Origin of the sequence: Ruegeria sp. HKCCD8929 (assembly GCF_013031405.1) — a bacterium.
GTDB lineage: Bacteria > Pseudomonadota > Alphaproteobacteria > Rhodobacterales > Rhodobacteraceae > Ruegeria.
This window is the reverse complement of the sequence record NZ_WPZY01000015.1, coordinates 18,388-33,724: the sequence shown is the minus strand read 5'-3', so window position 1 is coordinate 33,724 and position 15,337 is coordinate 18,388. Positions and strand designations below refer to the sequence as shown.

16 protein-coding genes are annotated in these 15,337 nt (G+C 63.1%); 9 read left to right on the top strand and 7 right to left on the bottom strand.

Going from position 1 to position 15,337, the window contains the following annotated elements:
• Positions 1–27: 27 nt before the first annotated feature.
• The gene (locus GOX53_RS19595; RefSeq protein WP_171179346.1) at positions 28–1,209 is read left to right on the top strand and encodes a cytochrome P450; all 1,182 of its coding nucleotides are present in this window, start codon (positions 28–30) and stop codon (positions 1,207–1,209) included.
• A gap of 142 nt (positions 1,210–1,351) precedes the next feature.
• Here GOX53_RS19595 and GOX53_RS19590 read toward each other — a convergent pair whose 3' ends face one another.
• Positions 1,352–1,819 carry an Lrp/AsnC family transcriptional regulator gene (locus tag GOX53_RS19590; RefSeq protein WP_171179344.1) on the bottom strand — a complete coding sequence of 156 codons (468 nt, stop codon included), beginning with the start codon at positions 1,817–1,819 and terminating at the stop codon, positions 1,352–1,354.
• A gap of 148 nt (positions 1,820–1,967) precedes the next feature.
• On the opposite strand from GOX53_RS19590, the gene cobA reads away from it, so the two are divergent.
• From cobA to GOX53_RS19560, 6 genes are all read left to right on the top strand, one after another.
• The gene (cobA, locus tag GOX53_RS19585; RefSeq protein ID WP_171179342.1) at positions 1,968–2,744 is read left to right on the top strand and encodes a uroporphyrinogen-III C-methyltransferase; all 777 of its coding nucleotides are present in this window, start codon (positions 1,968–1,970) and stop codon (positions 2,742–2,744) included.
• Positions 2,744–3,058 carry a DUF2849 domain-containing protein gene (locus GOX53_RS19580; RefSeq protein WP_171179341.1) on the top strand — a complete coding sequence of 105 codons (315 nt, stop codon included), beginning with the start codon at positions 2,744–2,746 and terminating at the stop codon, positions 3,056–3,058. Before cobA ends, GOX53_RS19580 begins: the two co-directional genes overlap by 1 nt.
• Positions 3,059–3,118: 60 nt before the next feature.
• Positions 3,119–4,783 carry a nitrite/sulfite reductase gene (locus tag GOX53_RS19575; protein WP_171179339.1) on the top strand — a complete coding sequence of 555 codons (1,665 nt, stop codon included), beginning with the start codon at positions 3,119–3,121 and terminating at the stop codon, positions 4,781–4,783.
• Positions 4,773–5,534, top strand: coding sequence for a phosphoadenylyl-sulfate reductase (locus tag GOX53_RS19570; protein ID WP_171179337.1), 762 nt, complete (start codon positions 4,773–4,775; stop codon positions 5,532–5,534). Before GOX53_RS19575 ends, GOX53_RS19570 begins: the two co-directional genes overlap by 11 nt.
• Positions 5,531–5,938: a DUF934 domain-containing protein gene (locus tag GOX53_RS19565; protein WP_171179335.1), complete on the top strand. Its 408-nt coding sequence runs from the start codon at positions 5,531–5,533 to the stop codon at positions 5,936–5,938. The genes GOX53_RS19570 and GOX53_RS19565 overlap by 4 nt, the downstream gene beginning before the upstream one ends.
• 107 nt (positions 5,939–6,045) lie before the next feature.
• Positions 6,046–6,879, top strand: coding sequence for a ferredoxin--NADP reductase (locus tag GOX53_RS19560; RefSeq protein ID WP_171179333.1), 834 nt, complete (start codon positions 6,046–6,048; stop codon positions 6,877–6,879).
• Here GOX53_RS19560 and GOX53_RS19555 read toward each other — a convergent pair.
• Positions 6,876–7,799 carry a LysR family transcriptional regulator gene (locus GOX53_RS19555; RefSeq protein ID WP_171179330.1) on the bottom strand — a complete coding sequence of 308 codons (924 nt, stop codon included), beginning with the start codon at positions 7,797–7,799 and terminating at the stop codon, positions 6,876–6,878. The two genes, GOX53_RS19560 and GOX53_RS19555, sit on opposite strands and share 4 nt — an antisense overlap.
• A gap of 366 nt (positions 7,800–8,165) precedes the next feature.
• Between GOX53_RS19555 and infC the strand changes: the two genes are divergently transcribed.
• Complete coding sequence (gene infC, locus GOX53_RS19550; protein WP_171179491.1) at positions 8,166–8,714, top strand: translation initiation factor IF-3; 549 nt, start codon at positions 8,166–8,168, stop codon at positions 8,712–8,714.
• A gap of 82 nt (positions 8,715–8,796) precedes the next feature.
• On the opposite strand, the gene GOX53_RS19545 is transcribed toward infC, so the two are convergent.
• The 4 genes from GOX53_RS19545 to GOX53_RS19530 all read right to left on the bottom strand — a co-directional run bounded on the left by GOX53_RS19545 (position 8,797) and on the right by GOX53_RS19530 (position 13,133).
• A complete protein-coding gene (locus tag GOX53_RS19545; RefSeq protein ID WP_171179328.1) occupies positions 8,797–9,285 on the bottom strand; it encodes a GNAT family N-acetyltransferase in 489 nt (162 codons plus the stop codon).
• Positions 9,286–9,452: 167 nt separating this feature from the next.
• On the bottom strand, positions 9,453–11,105 hold the full coding sequence (locus tag GOX53_RS19540; RefSeq protein WP_171179326.1) for a sulfatase-like hydrolase/transferase: 1,653 nt from the start codon (positions 11,103–11,105) through the stop codon (positions 9,453–9,455).
• A 228-nt stretch (positions 11,106–11,333) separates the two neighbouring features.
• Complete coding sequence (locus GOX53_RS19535) at positions 11,334–12,575, bottom strand: AGE family epimerase/isomerase (protein ID WP_171179324.1); 1,242 nt, start codon at positions 12,573–12,575, stop codon at positions 11,334–11,336.
• Between the two features lie 279 nt (positions 12,576–12,854).
• Complete coding sequence (locus GOX53_RS19530) at positions 12,855–13,133, bottom strand: helix-turn-helix domain-containing protein (RefSeq protein WP_171179322.1); 279 nt, start codon at positions 13,131–13,133, stop codon at positions 12,855–12,857.
• A gap of 125 nt (positions 13,134–13,258) precedes the next feature.
• On the opposite strand from GOX53_RS19530, the gene GOX53_RS19525 reads away from it, so the two are divergent.
• A complete protein-coding gene (locus tag GOX53_RS19525; RefSeq protein WP_171179320.1) occupies positions 13,259–13,957 on the top strand; it encodes a glutathione S-transferase family protein in 699 nt (232 codons plus the stop codon).
• A 47-nt stretch (positions 13,958–14,004) separates the two neighbouring features.
• Here the strand turns inward: GOX53_RS19525 and glnT are convergent, their stop codons facing one another.
• Complete coding sequence (gene glnT, locus GOX53_RS19520) at positions 14,005–15,333, bottom strand: type III glutamate--ammonia ligase (protein ID WP_171179318.1); 1,329 nt, start codon at positions 15,331–15,333, stop codon at positions 14,005–14,007.
• Between the last annotated feature and the right edge of the window lie 4 nt (positions 15,334–15,337).

Below are 15,337 nucleotides of genomic sequence, written 5' to 3'. Positions count from 1 at the left end.
CCGGCGCCCAAGGCAAGTCTGCGCCGGATGAAGAGAGTGCGCCAAGACCCGACCGAGCCCGGTTTTGTCCAGAACCCCTACCCGTTCTACGCGAGCGCCCGGGCCGAGGGCGATCTGCTGTTCTGGGACGAATACGACATGCCCGCCGCCTTCACCCATGAGGCGGTGCACACCCTCTTCCGCGACCGCTGCTTTGGCCGCGAGGTGCCGCCCGAGATGGCGACCGAAGGCCCTGCCCATCTCGCCCCGTGGTTGGCGATCGAAGCGCATTCCCTGCTCGAGGCCGAGCCACCCCGCCACACCCGCCTGCGCGCACTGGTGCTGCGCGCCTTCACCTCGCGGGCGATCTCGGCGCTGGCGCCAGATATCGAGACCCTGTGCCACCAGTTGATCGACGCTTTCCCGGAGGGTCCGTTCGACCTGCTCGACGCCTATTGCACGCAGGTGCCGGTGATCACCATTTGCCGCCTGCTGGGCGTGCCCGAGGCGATGGCGCCGCAATTGCTGGACTGGTCGCACGCCATGGTCGCGATGTACCAGGCCAGCCGGACCCGCGAGACCGAATATGCCGCTGCCCGCGCGGCACAGGAGTTCACCGCCTTTCTGCGCGATTATGTGGAAAAGCGGCGAAGCGATCCGCACGACGATTTAATCACCCGCCTGATCGCGGCGGAGGAAGAAGGCGAGCGCCTGTCGAGTGACGAGTTGATCGCCACCTGTATCCTGCTTCTGAACGCGGGGCATGAGGCAACCGTGCATGCCATCGGTAACGGGGTGAAAACCCTGCTTGAAACCGGCACCGGGCCAGGCGCCCTACGGCCCGGGACGATCGACACCACCGTCGAGGAAATCCTCCGTCACGACCCGCCGCTGCACATGTTTACCCGCTATGCTTATGAAGAGGTCGAGGCCTTTGGCCATACCTTCCGGCGCGGCGATCAGGTGGCACTGCTGCTCGGCGCGGCAAACCGCGATCCGGCGATCTGGACCGACCCCGAGACCTTCGATCCCACGCGTCCCATCCAGACCAATGCGGCCTTCGGCGGCGGGCTGCATTTCTGCGTCGGCGCCCCGCTTGCGCGGTTGGAAATGCGCATCGCGCTGCCAATCCTGTTTGAGCGCTGCCCCAACCTGCGCCTGACCGAGCCACCCGAATACTCCAACAGCTATCATTTCCACGGGCAGACCCGCCTGATGGCCGAGCGCTGAGCCCATCCCTTCTATCGCGCGATGCGCGATGCCTCCGGCTGGGATATTTGTGAACAGAAGAAGATGCGCCGCTCAATCCTTCTTCTGTTTGAAAATATCCCGGGGGAATCGCGCACAGCGCGATGGGGGCAGCGCCCCCTGCTCAGACCGACAGGGGCAGCATGGTCGTCGACTTGATCTCTTCCATCGACAAAAGCGCGGTGACGTTATGCACCCGCACTTCCGAGATCAGCGCCTGGTAGAAAGCGTCATAAGCGCGGGCGTTTTTTACCCGTACTTTCAGGATGTAATCGATATCTCCAGCCAGCCGGTGCGCCTCCTGCACCTCGGGTCGGTCACGCAGTGCCTGCAGGAACCGTTTCTGCCATTCCGCCTCGTGTTCCGAGGTTCGGATCAGCACGAAAAAGCAGGCCTCGAACCCCAGCGCCTCGGCATCCAGCAGCACCGTCTGCTGACCTATCACCCCTGCGCCGCGCAGCTTGCGGATGCGATTCCAGACCGGCGTCTTGGAACTGCCCACGCGGCTGGCGATTTCATCCAGCGACTGGCTGGCGTCGCGCTGCAGCTCGGCCAGAATTTTCCGATCCGTGTCGTCTATCCGCACCGACATTCCTGATTTTCCCTTCTTTCCAAACCGGCGTTCCGATCATCCGTCAAATCGGAACGTATGTCCTTATTTATCCGCCCATATGGCGATTAACCGGGAATATTTCCTATATTGCAGGTCAAGTCAAACAGCACCGCAGAGACGTAATTCGATGCATCACGCCAACACATACCGGATCAAGGGCCATGTCGACTTTGTCGGCGCGGGCCCGGGCGATCCCGAGCTTCTGACGCTCAAGGCGCTGCGTGCGTTCGAGCGGGCGGACGTGGTGTTGCACGACCGGCTGATCAGCGACGCGGTGCTGGCGCTGGCGGGCAAGACCGCTGTGCTGATGGATGTGGGCAAGGCCGGGTTCGGGCCCTCCTGGAAGCAGGCGGATATCGACGCTCTGCTGGTGGAGTATGCCTTGGGCGGCAAGCAAGTGGTGCGGCTGAAATCCGGTGATCCCACTGTCTTTGGCCGTCTGGATGAAGAAATCGAGGCGGTCCAAGCTGCGGGCATCTCCTGGCGCATCGTACCCGGCATTACCGCCGCGTCCGCCGCGGTTGCCGGGATCGGGCAGAGCCTGACGCGACGGGGACGCAACTCCTCGGTCCGGTTCCTGACCGGGCACGACATGAAGGGCTTTGCCGATCATGACTGGGCCGCGCTGGCGCGTCCGGGTGAGGTGGCTGCCATTTACATGGGTAAGAAATCCGCCCGCTTCGTACAGGGCCGTCTGATCATGCACGGCGCCGACCGCGCCACGCCGGTGACGCTGGTCGAGAACGCTTCGCGCCCCGAACAGCGAGTGCTGGCGACCACGCTCGACACCCTGCCCGCCGATCTGGCCGAGGCCCGCATGGATGGCCCGGCGCTGATGTTTTATGGCCTTGCCCCGCGCGACGCGGCGACGGCCCTGAGTGAATTCAACAAGGAGCTTGCCTGATGGCCCGCGCTTTTACCCCCAAAGTCGTGACCGCCAATGACCTGCTGGACGGCGACGTGATCTATCTGACCGAGGATGACCGCTGGTCGCGGGATCTGGCCGAGGCCGAGCTGATCACCGATGAGGCCCATGCGCAGGTGCGTCTGCTGGATGCCGAGCGGCAGGCAGCCAAGATCGTCGGCGCCTATCTGGCCGACGCGGTGGCCGGTGAGCACGGCCCCGAACCCACCCATTTCAGGGAGGATTTCCGCCGGACTGGTCCGTCCAACTATGCCCACGGCAAACAGGAATCCTCTCCGCAGCCCCGGGTCTGAGACAGATCCTATCTCCCCATCAAGGCCCCGGATCCGGGGCTGCAACAAGGACAGCAAATCATGTATCGCTACTCCGAGTTCGACAAAGCCTTCCTCGCCGAGCGCAACGCGCAGTTCCGCGCCCAGGTCGAGCGCCGCATCGACGGGTCGCTGACCGAGGATGAATTCAAGCCGCTGCGCTTGATGAACGGTCTGTATCTGCAACTGCACGCCTATATGCTGCGGGTTGCGATCCCCTATGGCACGCTTTCGAGCGACCAGATGCGGCAGCTCGCATTGCTGGCCGAGAAGTGGGACAAGGGGTACGGCCATTTCACCACCCGTCAGAACATCCAGTACAACTGGCCAAAGCTGCGCGATGTGCCGGATATGCTGGACGCGCTGGCCGAGGTTGGGCTGCACGCCATTCAGACCAGCGGAAACACCATCCGCAACGTGACTGCCGATCACTTCGCCGGGGCCGCCGCGGATGAGGTCGCTGATCCGCGCCCTTATGCCGAACTGCTGCGCCAGTGGTCGACCGATCACCCGGAATTCCAGTTCATGCCGCGCAAGTTCAAGATCGCCATCACCGGCAGTGAAAACGACCGCGCCGTGATCAAGGCGCATGATATCGGCCTGCAACTGGTCGAGCGTGACGGCGTGTTGGGCGCCCGCGTCATCGTCGGTGGCGGTCTGGGCCGCACTCCGATGATCGGCAAGGAACTGTCCGAATTCGTCGCCTTCGACGACCTGCTGGCCTATCTGGAAGCCACAGTTTCGGTCTGGAACCAGATCGGCCGCCGCGACAACAAGTACAAGGCGCGCATCAAGATCACCGTGCACGAGCATGGCATCGACGCCATCCGCGCCAAGGTGAACGAGCGCTTCCTCAAGGTGCGCCCGCAGTTCAAGGGCGCCGACATGGCGCTGCTGGACGAGATCAAGGGGCATTTTGCGCCGCCCGCATTCCGCGACGGCTCGGTGGCTGCCTTCGAGGGTGCCTACAGCAACGATCCGGTGTTCCGGTCGTGGGTCGACACCAATATCGCGCCGCACAAGAAGGCCGATCATGCGATCGTTACGATCTCGATCAAGAAGCACGGGCATACGCCGGGCGATGCCACCGCCGAGCAGATGCAGGTGATGGCCGATCTGGCACAGGAGTTTGCCTATGACGAGCTGCGCATCAGCCATGAGCAGAACGTGATCCTGCCGCATGTCCACAAAGCGGACCTGCCCGCGATCCACGCCAAGCTGAAAGAGCATGGCCTGGCCACCGCGAATATCGGCCTGATCAGCGACATCATCGCCTGCCCCGGTATGGATTACTGCGCGCTGGCCACGGCCCGTTCGATCCCGGTTGCCGAACAGATCGCGACCCGGTTCGACGAACTGAAGCTGGAGCATGATATCGGCCACCTGAAGATCAAGATCTCGGGCTGCATCAATGCCTGCGGGCATCACCATGTGGGTCATATCGGCATTCTGGGTCTGGATCGTGCGGGCGTGGAGAATTACCAGATCACGCTGGGCGGTGACGGCACCGAAACCGCTGCCATCGGCGAGCGCGCGGGCCCCGGTTTCTCGTATGACGAGATCGTGCCGGCCATCGAGCGCCTGATCTACGCCTATCTCGACCTGCGCAGCGATGCGGACGAGACCTTTTTGCAGACCTACCGCCGTCTGGGCATGGCGCCGTTCAAGGCCGCCCTCTACCCCGAGGCTCAGGCAAATGCCGCTTGACGAGATTCAGACCGAGCTGGGCCGGGATCGCAGCGCGCTGACCGAAAAGGTCGCCGCGCTGAACGCCCGGTTCCGCCACCACAGCGCCCATGACGTGATGCATGGAGCGCTGGAGGAGGCCGGGCGGATCGCGCTGGTGTCCAGCTTCGGCGCGGAGTCGGTGGTGTTGCTGCACATGGCGGCGGTGATCGACAAGGCGACCCCGGTGCTGTTCATCGACACCCAGATGCTGTTCACCGAAACGCTGGTCTATCAGCAGGAGGTGAGCGAGCGGCTGGGGCTGCGCAATGTGCAGATCATCCGTGCGGCCGACGAGGATCTTGATCGCGACGATCCTTATGGCGCGCTGCATCTGCGCGACACCGACGCCTGCTGTGTGCTGCGCAAGACCATTCCCCTGCAGCGGGCGCTATCGGGCTATGACGGCTGGATCACCGGACGCAAGCGGTTCCAGTCGGGCACGCGCGCGGCGATGGAATTCTTCGAGGTCGAGGACGGCACGGGCCGGATCAAGGTCAACCCGCTGGCCCATTGGGCGCCCGAGGATGTGCGCGCCTATATGGAAGAAAACCGCCTGCCCCGGCATCCGCTGGTGGCCAAGGGATATCCTTCGATCGGCTGTGCGCCCTGCACCTCGCCGGTGAAGGATGGTGAAGACCCCCGTGCCGGACGCTGGCGCGATGAGAACAAGGAAGAATGCGGCATCCATTTCGTCGATGGCAAGATGGTCCGCGTTGGAGAGAAGCAATGAATGTGATCGTGACTGACGAGGGCTTTGCACCCGATGACTGGACCGATGGCTTTGTCACCCTGGACGATGCCGCGAACGACGTTGTGGCACTGGACGTGGGTTCGGACATCGACCCCGACGATCTGGCCGAGCGGCTGGGCGGTGTGAAAATGGTGCGGGTGGATTTCCCGTCCTTTGCCGACGGGCGCGGGTTTACCATCGCCCGCACGTTGCGCCTGAAAGGTTATACCGGCCGCCTGCGTGCCAAGGGTCATGTGCTGGCCGACCAATATGCCATGGCGCGGCGCAGCGGCTTTGACGAGGTCGAGATCGATCAGGCCCTGGCCACCCGTCAGCCCGAGGACCAATGGCTCGCCCGTTCCGACTGGCAGGCGCACAACTATCAGGCCCGCCTGCGCGGCTGAAATCTGGAACCGTTTGTACACCAATGAAACGGGGAGACATTCTCCTTTTCATGACGTATATCAAAGAATATGGAGAGGCGCCGGTTTAGCTGACCGGTATTGACATAATGACTGAGATGAAATCCGTGACCGAAGCAACCGCCGTTAAGGCCCCCGTTCTGCCCGACGCCCAGACCGTCACCGAGGTGAAGCACTGGACCGACCGGCTGTTCTCGTTCCGCGTGACGCGGCCGGCCAGCTTGCGTTTCCGCTCGGGCGAGTTCGTGATGATCGGCCTCTTGGGCGACAACGGCAAGCCGCTGCTGCGCGCCTATTCCATCGCCAGCCCCGCCTGGGACGAAGAGCTGGAATTCTATTCGATCAAGGTGCAGGACGGCCCGCTGACCTCGAAACTGCAGCACATCAAGCCCGGTGATCAGATCATCCTGCGGCCCAAGCCCGTGGGCACACTGGTCCATGACGCACTGCTGCCCGGCAAGCGGCTGTGGTTCTTTGCCACCGGCACAGGTTTTGCGCCCTTTGCTTCGCTGCTCCGCGAGCCGCAGACCTATGAGGATTATGACGAGGTCATCATCACCCATACCTGCCGCGACGTGGCCGAGCTGGATTATGGCCGCGAACTGATCGAGGACATCCGTCAAGACGAGCTGCTGGCCGAACTGATTGGCGAAGGCTTTGCCGACAAGATCCGCTACTACCCGACCACCACACGGGAAGAGAGCCCCAAGATGGGCCGGATCACCGAGCTGCTGAAAGACGGCACCGTGTTTGCCGATCTGGGCATCGAAGGCGGCATCGCGCCCGAAACCGACCGCGCCATGGTCTGCGGCAGCCTTGCCTTCAACCATGACATAAAGGCCATTCTCGAAGAGTTCGGGCTGCGCGAAGGCGCCAATTCCGAGCCCAAGGAATTCGTGGTCGAAAAGGCCTTTGTGGGCTAGCTCCGTGACGGTGGCTGCGTCAGACGCGCCGCCGCCTCGCTCAATCGCGCTGCAAACAGATCGCGCAGGCGGTTCCTGATCCTGCGCAGAACCGGGTCGGCTTCGAGATCGGCGCGGTGGACAATCCACATCTCGGAGCTCGCCTCGGGCTGTGCCGACAACCGGCACAGCGGTTCGAACTCGGCGATCCAGCCGGGCAGAATGGCCATCGCCTGCCCGGATCTGGCAACGTCCAACAGCGCCGTGGACCGGTTGACGACCACATGCGGCGGCTTGCCCTGAAGGACCCGGTCCAGCCAGCGTGTGGCCCCGAAGGCAGGCCGCGTGCTGCCATATCCGACCCAGATCTGACGGCCCCATGTTTCGGGATCGCGGCATTCGATGTGCTGCTCCACATATGCCGCCGAGGCGTAGACCAGGCGCGAGGCGGTTCCCAGTTTTGCTCCGGCCAGTTGGGGTTCAGTCGGAGCCCGGTTGCGCAGCGCGATATCCACCTCGCCCAAAGGCAATGCCGTGTAGCGGTCCTCGGCCATGAGCTGTAGCGACAGGCCGTTCAGACCGCTGCCGAGCATCCCGATATGCTGCGCGGCATAGCTGAGCATCCACTCCCCCAGCGCGATCCGCACCTGCCGGTGCTGCGGCGCCGACGCAAGGCCGGACGCAAAGCGGCGGAACCCTTCGACATTGGCGAGAAGCGCCTCGGCAGGCGCCAGCAGCTCACGCCCGGCATCGGTCAGCTGATACCCGCGGCGCCCGTGATCGAACAGACGCAGCCCCAGCGACGCTTCGAGCCGCGCGATCATGCGGCCCGCCGTCGGCTGCGAGATGTTCAGCCGTTCGGCGGCAGCGCTGAGCGTGCCGAGTTCGGCGACGAGCCTGAACACCGCCAGCGCGGCCCAATCGAGATCCCTGACATTCATTTCTGAACAACAATACACACCATATTCCATTTATGAACATTAGAATCCACCGGATGATTGCTGCACCAACTTCAAGGGTGCAGCATGATCCGAGCCATTCTCAGAATTCTGCGCAACCGCAGGCAGAGGCGAAATCGGTCCGCAATCCTGTGGTTGCCCCGGTCCAGAGACGACTGGCCGGAATGGCTGCGCCGCGATCTGGGTCCGGGCGGCGCCTCTCGCCGTGGCCCGCCCCGCTGAATCGGGACCGGCGGCGGAGGTTTGCACAAATATCATTGCAATACGGGGATGATGCGGGTTGAAACGCCAATCGCCCCGGTCTATTTTCCAGCCTCGAAATTCTGCAATCACCAAAGGAATGAACCCATAGCCCGCAGACCCCACAACGCGCCGCCGCAACGCGACACCGGCCCGCGCGTCAACGACAAGATCCGTGCCCCAGAAATCCGCCTGATCGGCGCCGATGGAGAAAATGTCGGGGTGGTTCATCCCGCCAAGGCCATGCAGATGGCGGATGACGCAGGTCTGGACCTTGTGGAGATCTCTCCCAACGCCAATCCGCCGGTCTGCAAGATCATGGATTTCGGCAAGTACAAGTACGAACAGCAGAAACGCGAAAGCGAGGCGCGCAAGAAGCAGAAGATCATCGAGGTGAAAGAGGTCAAGTTTCGGCCCAACACCGACACCCACGATTACGATGTGAAGATGCGCAACGTGTTCAAGTTCCTTGAAAACGGCGACAAGGTGAAGGTGACCCTGCGGTTCCGTGGCCGCGAGATGGCGCACCAGAACCTGGGCCGCGAACTGCTGGAGCGGGTGGCCGAGGACGTCAAGGACATCGGCAAGATCGAAAACATGCCGAAGATGGAAGGCCGTCAGATGATCATGATGATTGGCCCGCTGCCGCAGAAGTAACGCCTGAGCATTCTACGCAAATCGCCCCGTCAGAGAGCCTCTGGCGGGGCTTTTTTATGGGCAGTTGCGCCCCTACCCGGTCTCAGAGCCGCTTGAAGTACCGCGCAACGGGCCAGCGTTCGTATCCCGACGCTTCATATGCGCGCCGGGCCGGGGCGTGGCCTGTGTCGCCGACGGTTTCGACCATGATCATCTGCATCCCGGCTTCTCGGGTTATGGCCTCGGCATGATCCATCAACTGCCGCCCGATCCCCCGACCCTGAAAGTCCGGATCGACCGCAACGATATGGATTTCGCCCATCTGGTCCTCGGGATGCAGCCTGAGCCCGACGAAGCCTGCGAGTTTATGATTCACGAGGGCCACCCAGCACTCGGTTTCCGGCTCGTTCAGAAGCGCGCGGACCTCCCTCACCTGTCTCTCCTCCCACCCGTCCGGATAGAACGCATCATAGACGAAACGCGGCACTTCGTTTTGGGTCTTGGCGAATACCGGCGCCCATGCGCGCAGGCTGAGGCGGACCACCTGGTCGTGATGGTCCGCAGTGAGGGATGTGATCTCAGCCTTTGCCATGAGGTTCCCTTGCTGGGCGGTTTTGCCGGGACTCTCAGATCCGGAAGGTCGCCCCGTTTTCCATCACAGCTATGAAAGTCTGCCGGGTGCAGAGGTGTCAATCTGATGTCCACGTCACAATCGTGACGCGGATGCCGCGAGCCCGTGACCAGAGGCCCTGTTACCCCTCAGCGGCGCGTGACCGTTTTCTCGACCACCTCAGAGGGCAGCTCCTGCTCGTCATAGACCCCGACGAAAATGCCCACCTGTTCAGCCCCCCTGCCCCGCATATCCAGCAGGTTCTGGTTTCCGACGGTGGTGCGCTGGGACGGGCGGCGCGCCCATTGTGACAGGCGGTCCCGGAACATGCCCACGATGTCCTGATGGTCGGGGCTTGCCCCCAGATCGTTCAGCTCATCCGAGTCGTTTTCCAAATCGAACAGCAGCGGGCGGAAACCGCCATCGGCGTGGACGAATTTCCACCGCTTGTCGGCCAGCATGAACAGCCGCGCGGCACGCGGGTCGAGGTCCAGCGCAGCGGCTGCGGGCGTGCCGGAATAGTCGTATTCGCTGACCACATAGTCCCGCCAGCTATCCGGTGCATCTCCGTGAAGAAACGGCAACAGTGTGCGGCCCTCGATCACGTGATCGGGCACCTCGCCCACCAGATCGACGAATGTGGCCGCCAGATCAATGCTTTCGACCAGCGCGTCACAGACCGTGCCGCGCGTCGCGTCGGCCTCGGCCGAGGGGTCATAAACGATCAGCGGCACCTTGACCGAGGGGTCGTGGAACAGGTCCTTTTCGCCCAGCCAGTGATCGCCCAGATAATCGCCATGGTCCGAGGTCACGACGATCATCGTGTCCTTCATGTGCCCGGTCTCCTCCAACCATTGGAACAGGCGGCCCATCTGGTCGTCGGCCTGCTTGATCAGACCCATATAGGCGGGGATGACCTTTTCGCGCACCCCGGGTTTCGAGAAGGTCCGGCCGATCCCGTTCTGCATGAACTGCTCATAGACCGGATGGGTATCCTCCAGCTCGCCCTCGGACCGCACCACCGGCAGGATCTGATTTGCCCCGTACATGTCGTGATAGGGCGCGGGCACGATATAGGGCCAGTGCGGTTTGATGTAGGACAGGTGGCACATCCACGGCCCCGCCCCCTTGGCATCCTGCTGCGAGATGAACTCGATCGCCTGACCGGTCAGCCAGGGCGTTTCGCTGTCCTCTTCGGCAATGTCGGCGGGCTTGTCGGCGTTGCGCATGAACCAGCCCGAGGCGACGTTGCCATCCTCATCCAGCGCGGCATTGGCATTGTGCTGCCACGGGTTTTCCGCCTCGTACCCCTTGCCCTTGAGGTATTCGTTATAGGGGGAGCGTTTCTTGTCGTAGAAGCCTGCCGGCCCCTCCCCCCACAACCCGTCATCGCGGAGGAAGACGTCAAAGCCGCATTCGGCAACCCGCGCGCCGATGATGCCGTCGCGAGAAATGCCCAACCGGTCCATTCCGACCTGATCCACCCGCATATGGGTCTTGCCGATCAGCCAGCTGTCCATGCCGCGTTCGCGCAGGTGATCGCCCAGCGTGACCTCTCCGACCTTGAGCGGAAAGTTGTTCCAGGCGGCACCGTGGCTGTGCACGTAGCGACCCGTATAGAAACTCATCCGCGAGGCGCCGCAGATCGGTGACTGGACATAGCAATGGGAAAACCGCACGCCCCTGGCCGCCAGCGCATCCAGATGCGGGGTGTGCAGGTAGGGATGGCCGGCGCAACTGAGGTAGTCGTACCGCAACTGGTCGAACATGATGAACAGGATGTTGCGGGCTTTGCGGCTCATGCAGGGCTCTCCACTATGCCATGGCGCATCCACTTGTCGAAGATGGCCGGGGCTTCTGCCGCAAGTTCGGCGCCATTGACGGGACAGTCAAGCGCAACCTTGATGACATTGTCCGGGCAGATACTGCGCAGTTCCCCTAAAAAGCTGCCAACCCTCGTACGGCATGAACTTCAAAGACATACCTGTCCATACCGGCGCCCTCGCCTCCGCGCTTTTCCGGCGCCGACTTCACGACATGTGTATCATTGTCTCCGCATACCGGGACAGGCCCGGCTCCAACGGGAACAGGCAGGCCTGCAGGGAATGGTAGATATCGGGCTTTCCGATGAACTGGGTGCTGGTTGGCGTGTCGTCCTCGGCCAGTTCCGGGAACCAGCCGCCGCGCTCGTGGTCGATCAGCAACCGGTCGGCGAAAGTCCAGAGGCGGCGGTACCATTCCTCGTCCTCGGGCCGCCGGTCCAGTTTGATCAGTGAGGCGACCGCCCCGATGGCCTCGGTCACCGGCCACCAGTATCGGGACGCGATGCGGACGGTTCCGTCGAACTCCAGCGTGTAGGCAAACCCGCCGCCGGGTTCGAGCCAGGCATCGGTCAGGGCCTGCTCGATCACGCGCCGCGCCCGGTCTGGGCTGCCGTCTTCGGGGCGCCCGTTCAGGTCCCAGTATTGCAGCAACAGCCGCCCAAGCTCGAAGGAATGCCCCGGCGTCGTGCCTGCGGGGCGGAACATCGGGTTGCCGGAATAGTCGCGGTCGATCTGCCAGTCCTCGGTGTAGTGTTCGGGCAGCCGCCAGTTCTCGGCAGGTGCGACACGGGCGAGGAAGAAATCGAGGATGCGGCCCGCGCGCTGCAGGAACACCTCCTGCCCCGTCGCCTCGAAGGCGGTCAGCAATGCCTCGACCCCGTGCATGTTGGCGTTCATGCCGCGATAGCTCGAAAACGGTGTCCAGTCCCGGTTGAACTCATCGCGGAACAGCCCGGCCTCCTCGTCCCAGAAATGCCGGTCGAGCACGTCGCAGACATCCCCGATCAGCGTATCCGCGTCCGCGTGCCCGGCCTGTCTGGCGCTTGCCCCTGCGAGGAGCACGAACACATGGCCATAGGCGAGTTTCTTGCCCTCGGAAACGGCATCGCCGTCGAGCCCCCAGACATACCCGCCATGCTGCGGATCGCGGTGGTGGCTGCGCAGATAGCGCATGCCCTGATCGACGATGTCGTCCGCCCCGGAGACCCCTCGCAAGTGGCCAAGCGCATAGGAGTGGATCAGCCGGGTCGTGGTGTGCAGTTCCTGTACTTCCGTAGGCAGCGGGTTTCCGGCGAGGTCCAGGGTGCAAAACCCCGGGCCGGATTGCAGGCTTGCCCGGAAGAAAGCGAACTGACGGTCCGCGTCCCCTGCAATCCAGGCGCGATGTCCTGCGTCGTCAAGCCAGAAGCCCGGCGCATCGACAGGGCCCGGAGTGGAGAGTTGTGTCATGTCCCAAATTCCCGATGGTTTCGGTGTTTGTCCATTTAGAGCGAGGGGCACTGCCGCGCCCGTACCGGTCACGTGCAAGATCGCGCTCCTGCCCAGCCCGTGCAAGTGGGAAAAGGCATGGTCTGCGCCTGCGGCGATCAGTGTCGTTATCGCCGCAGCTCACAGCGACACAAACGGCGCGTTGCTTAAGTAGGCCAGAGAATCGGGATGAAACAGGACCGTCCGGAACCTGCCGAAGGCGAGGGATAACGGCCACAGGTGCGCGCCGCCTGTGCGGCACTAGCCCTCGCCCAGCGCCTTGGCCCAGACCTTGGACACGTTCGACAAGGGGCGCAGCGCCTCATACACCTCAAGCCCAAGGCCGGTCACGAGGTAGCCATCGCTGCTCTTTCCCACGAATCCCGCGGCCTGCAACTCCTTCAAACGCGCGTTCAGCACGGCGGGTGAGATGGTTTCACACAGGGACTGCAGCGCCCGGAACGTGCAAGGCCCCTGCTCGCTGAGCGTCCACAAAACCCCCATCGCCCACCGGCGGCCCAGAAGGTCAAAGAGGGCCATGATGGGGCTGCCGCTTTGAGAGCCGCGGACTGGCGTGCCCGGTTTTGGAATCTGTGTCACATCCGCCCCTTGCTATGGTAATGATAGCACGCTATTCTTTCCATAGCATAGGGCGGGAGGTTATCATGGCCAAGCCGATTCTGTATTCAGGAACCAAGAATGCCTCAAGCTGGGCCATGCGCGCCTGGCTGGCCCTGCGCGCTGCGGGCTACGAGTTCGACGAGGTTGTGGTCGACATCCGGCGGCCTCAGAGGTTCGGCAATCTGGCCCGCATCGGGGCGTTCTCGCCGCCCGCCAGCGTGCCCGTTCTCGATACCGGATCGACCGTTATTTTCGATTCAATTGCGATCATGGAATTCGCCAACGACTTTTGCGAGGGCGGCCTGCTGCCGGTTGACGCCGAGGCGCGGGCGCGTGCGCGGTCTCTGGTGGCCTGGCAGCACGCGGGTCTCTCTGGCATATGCGGCCGCATCAGTTTTGAAAGCTCGTTCTACCCGCAGAAACGACGGCTCACAAATGCCGAACAGCGGGAGTGCGGCCGGTTGTTTGCCTGCTACGAGGACTGCCTTGACCAAAGCGGCGGTCCGTTTCTGTTCGGGCCGGTTTCTCTGGCGGATTTCATGCACGCGCCTTCTGCGATCCGGCTGTCGCGGCACAAGGCGGATACGCGCCAATGGCCCCGGACGGCAGAATGGATGCGCGCGCTGATCGCCCAGCCGCTGGTGGCGGAATGGCTGAACGAGGCCGATCAGCAGCCGCATATCTGGTTTGACGATTATCTGGTCCCCGGCGCGGAGGCTGAGCTTGCCGCTGCACAGGCCTGAGCCGGGATGGCACCCGGGCGTATCGCGCAGATAACGCCCCACCCGGATCAGATATCCAGCGTGTGCTCCCTCTCCCAATTGCTGAAATGGGTCACGAACGAGTTCCATTCCTCCATCTTCATCTTGACGTAAGAGCCCGAGAACTCCTCTCCCATCAACGCCTTGAGTTCGGTGTCCCGGTCGAACTCGCGCAGGGCATCGAGCAGGTTGAGGGGGAGTTTGGGCGCATCGCGGACCGTGTGGCCCTCGGCATACATGTCGATGTCATAGCGCTTGCCCGGATCCGCCTTGGTGCGAAGACCGGACAGGCCCGCCGCGATGATGACCGCCTGCAGCAGGTAGGGGTTGGTGGCGCCGTCCGCCAGACGCAACTCGAACCGGCCGGGGCCCGGAACCCGCACCATGTGCGTGCGGTTGTTGCCGGTCCAGGTCACCGTGTTCGGCGCCCAGGTCGCCCCGGACACCGTGCGCGGAGCGTTGATCCGTTTGTAGCTGTTCACCGTGGGATTGGTGATGGCCGCGAGGGCAGAGGCGTGTTTCATGATGCCGCCCAGGAAATGCTTGCCGCGCTCGGACAGCCCGACCTCGCCGGTCTGGCCTTCGCCCTCGCCCGCAAACATGTTGGTCGTCGCCCTGTCGCCGGGCGCGTCCCAGACCGAGATATGCGCGTGCGCGCCGTTGCCCGTCAGCCCCTCGATGGGTTTCGGCATGAAGGTGGCGCGGAACCCGTGTTTCTCGGCAACGGATTTGGCCATGAACTTGAAGAAGCTGTGCCGGTCGGCGGTGACCAGCACATCGGCGAAGTTCCAGTTCATCTCGAACTGGCCATTGGCGTCTTCGTGGTCGTTCTGGTACGGCCCCCAGCCCAGTTGCAGCATGTAGTCGCAAATCTCGCGCACGACGTCGTAGCGCCGCATGACCGCCTGCTGATCGTAGCAGGGCTTGACCGCGGTATCGAACGGATCGCTGATCTGGTCGCCCTCGGGGGTCAACAGAAAGAACTCGGCCTCGACCCCGGTCTTGACGTGCAGCCCCTCGTCCGCCGCCTCGGCAATCAACCTGCGCAGGACGTTGCGCGGAGCCTGCGCCACGTCTTCGTCTTCCATCACGCAATTTCCGGCAAGCCAGGCTACCTCAGGCTTCCACGGCAATTGAATGACCGAGGCGGGGTCGGGCACCGCCAGCATGTCGGGCAGCGCCGGGGTCATGTCGAGCCAGGTGGCAAAGCCCGCAAACCCCGCCCCCTCTTCCTGCATGTCCGCAATGGCCTCGGCCGGAACCAGCTTGGCGCGTTGACCGCCAAAAAGGTCGGTGAACGAGATCATGAAATACTTGACGCCTTTTTCCTTGGCGAAAGCTGCCAGATCTACCGTCATGGTT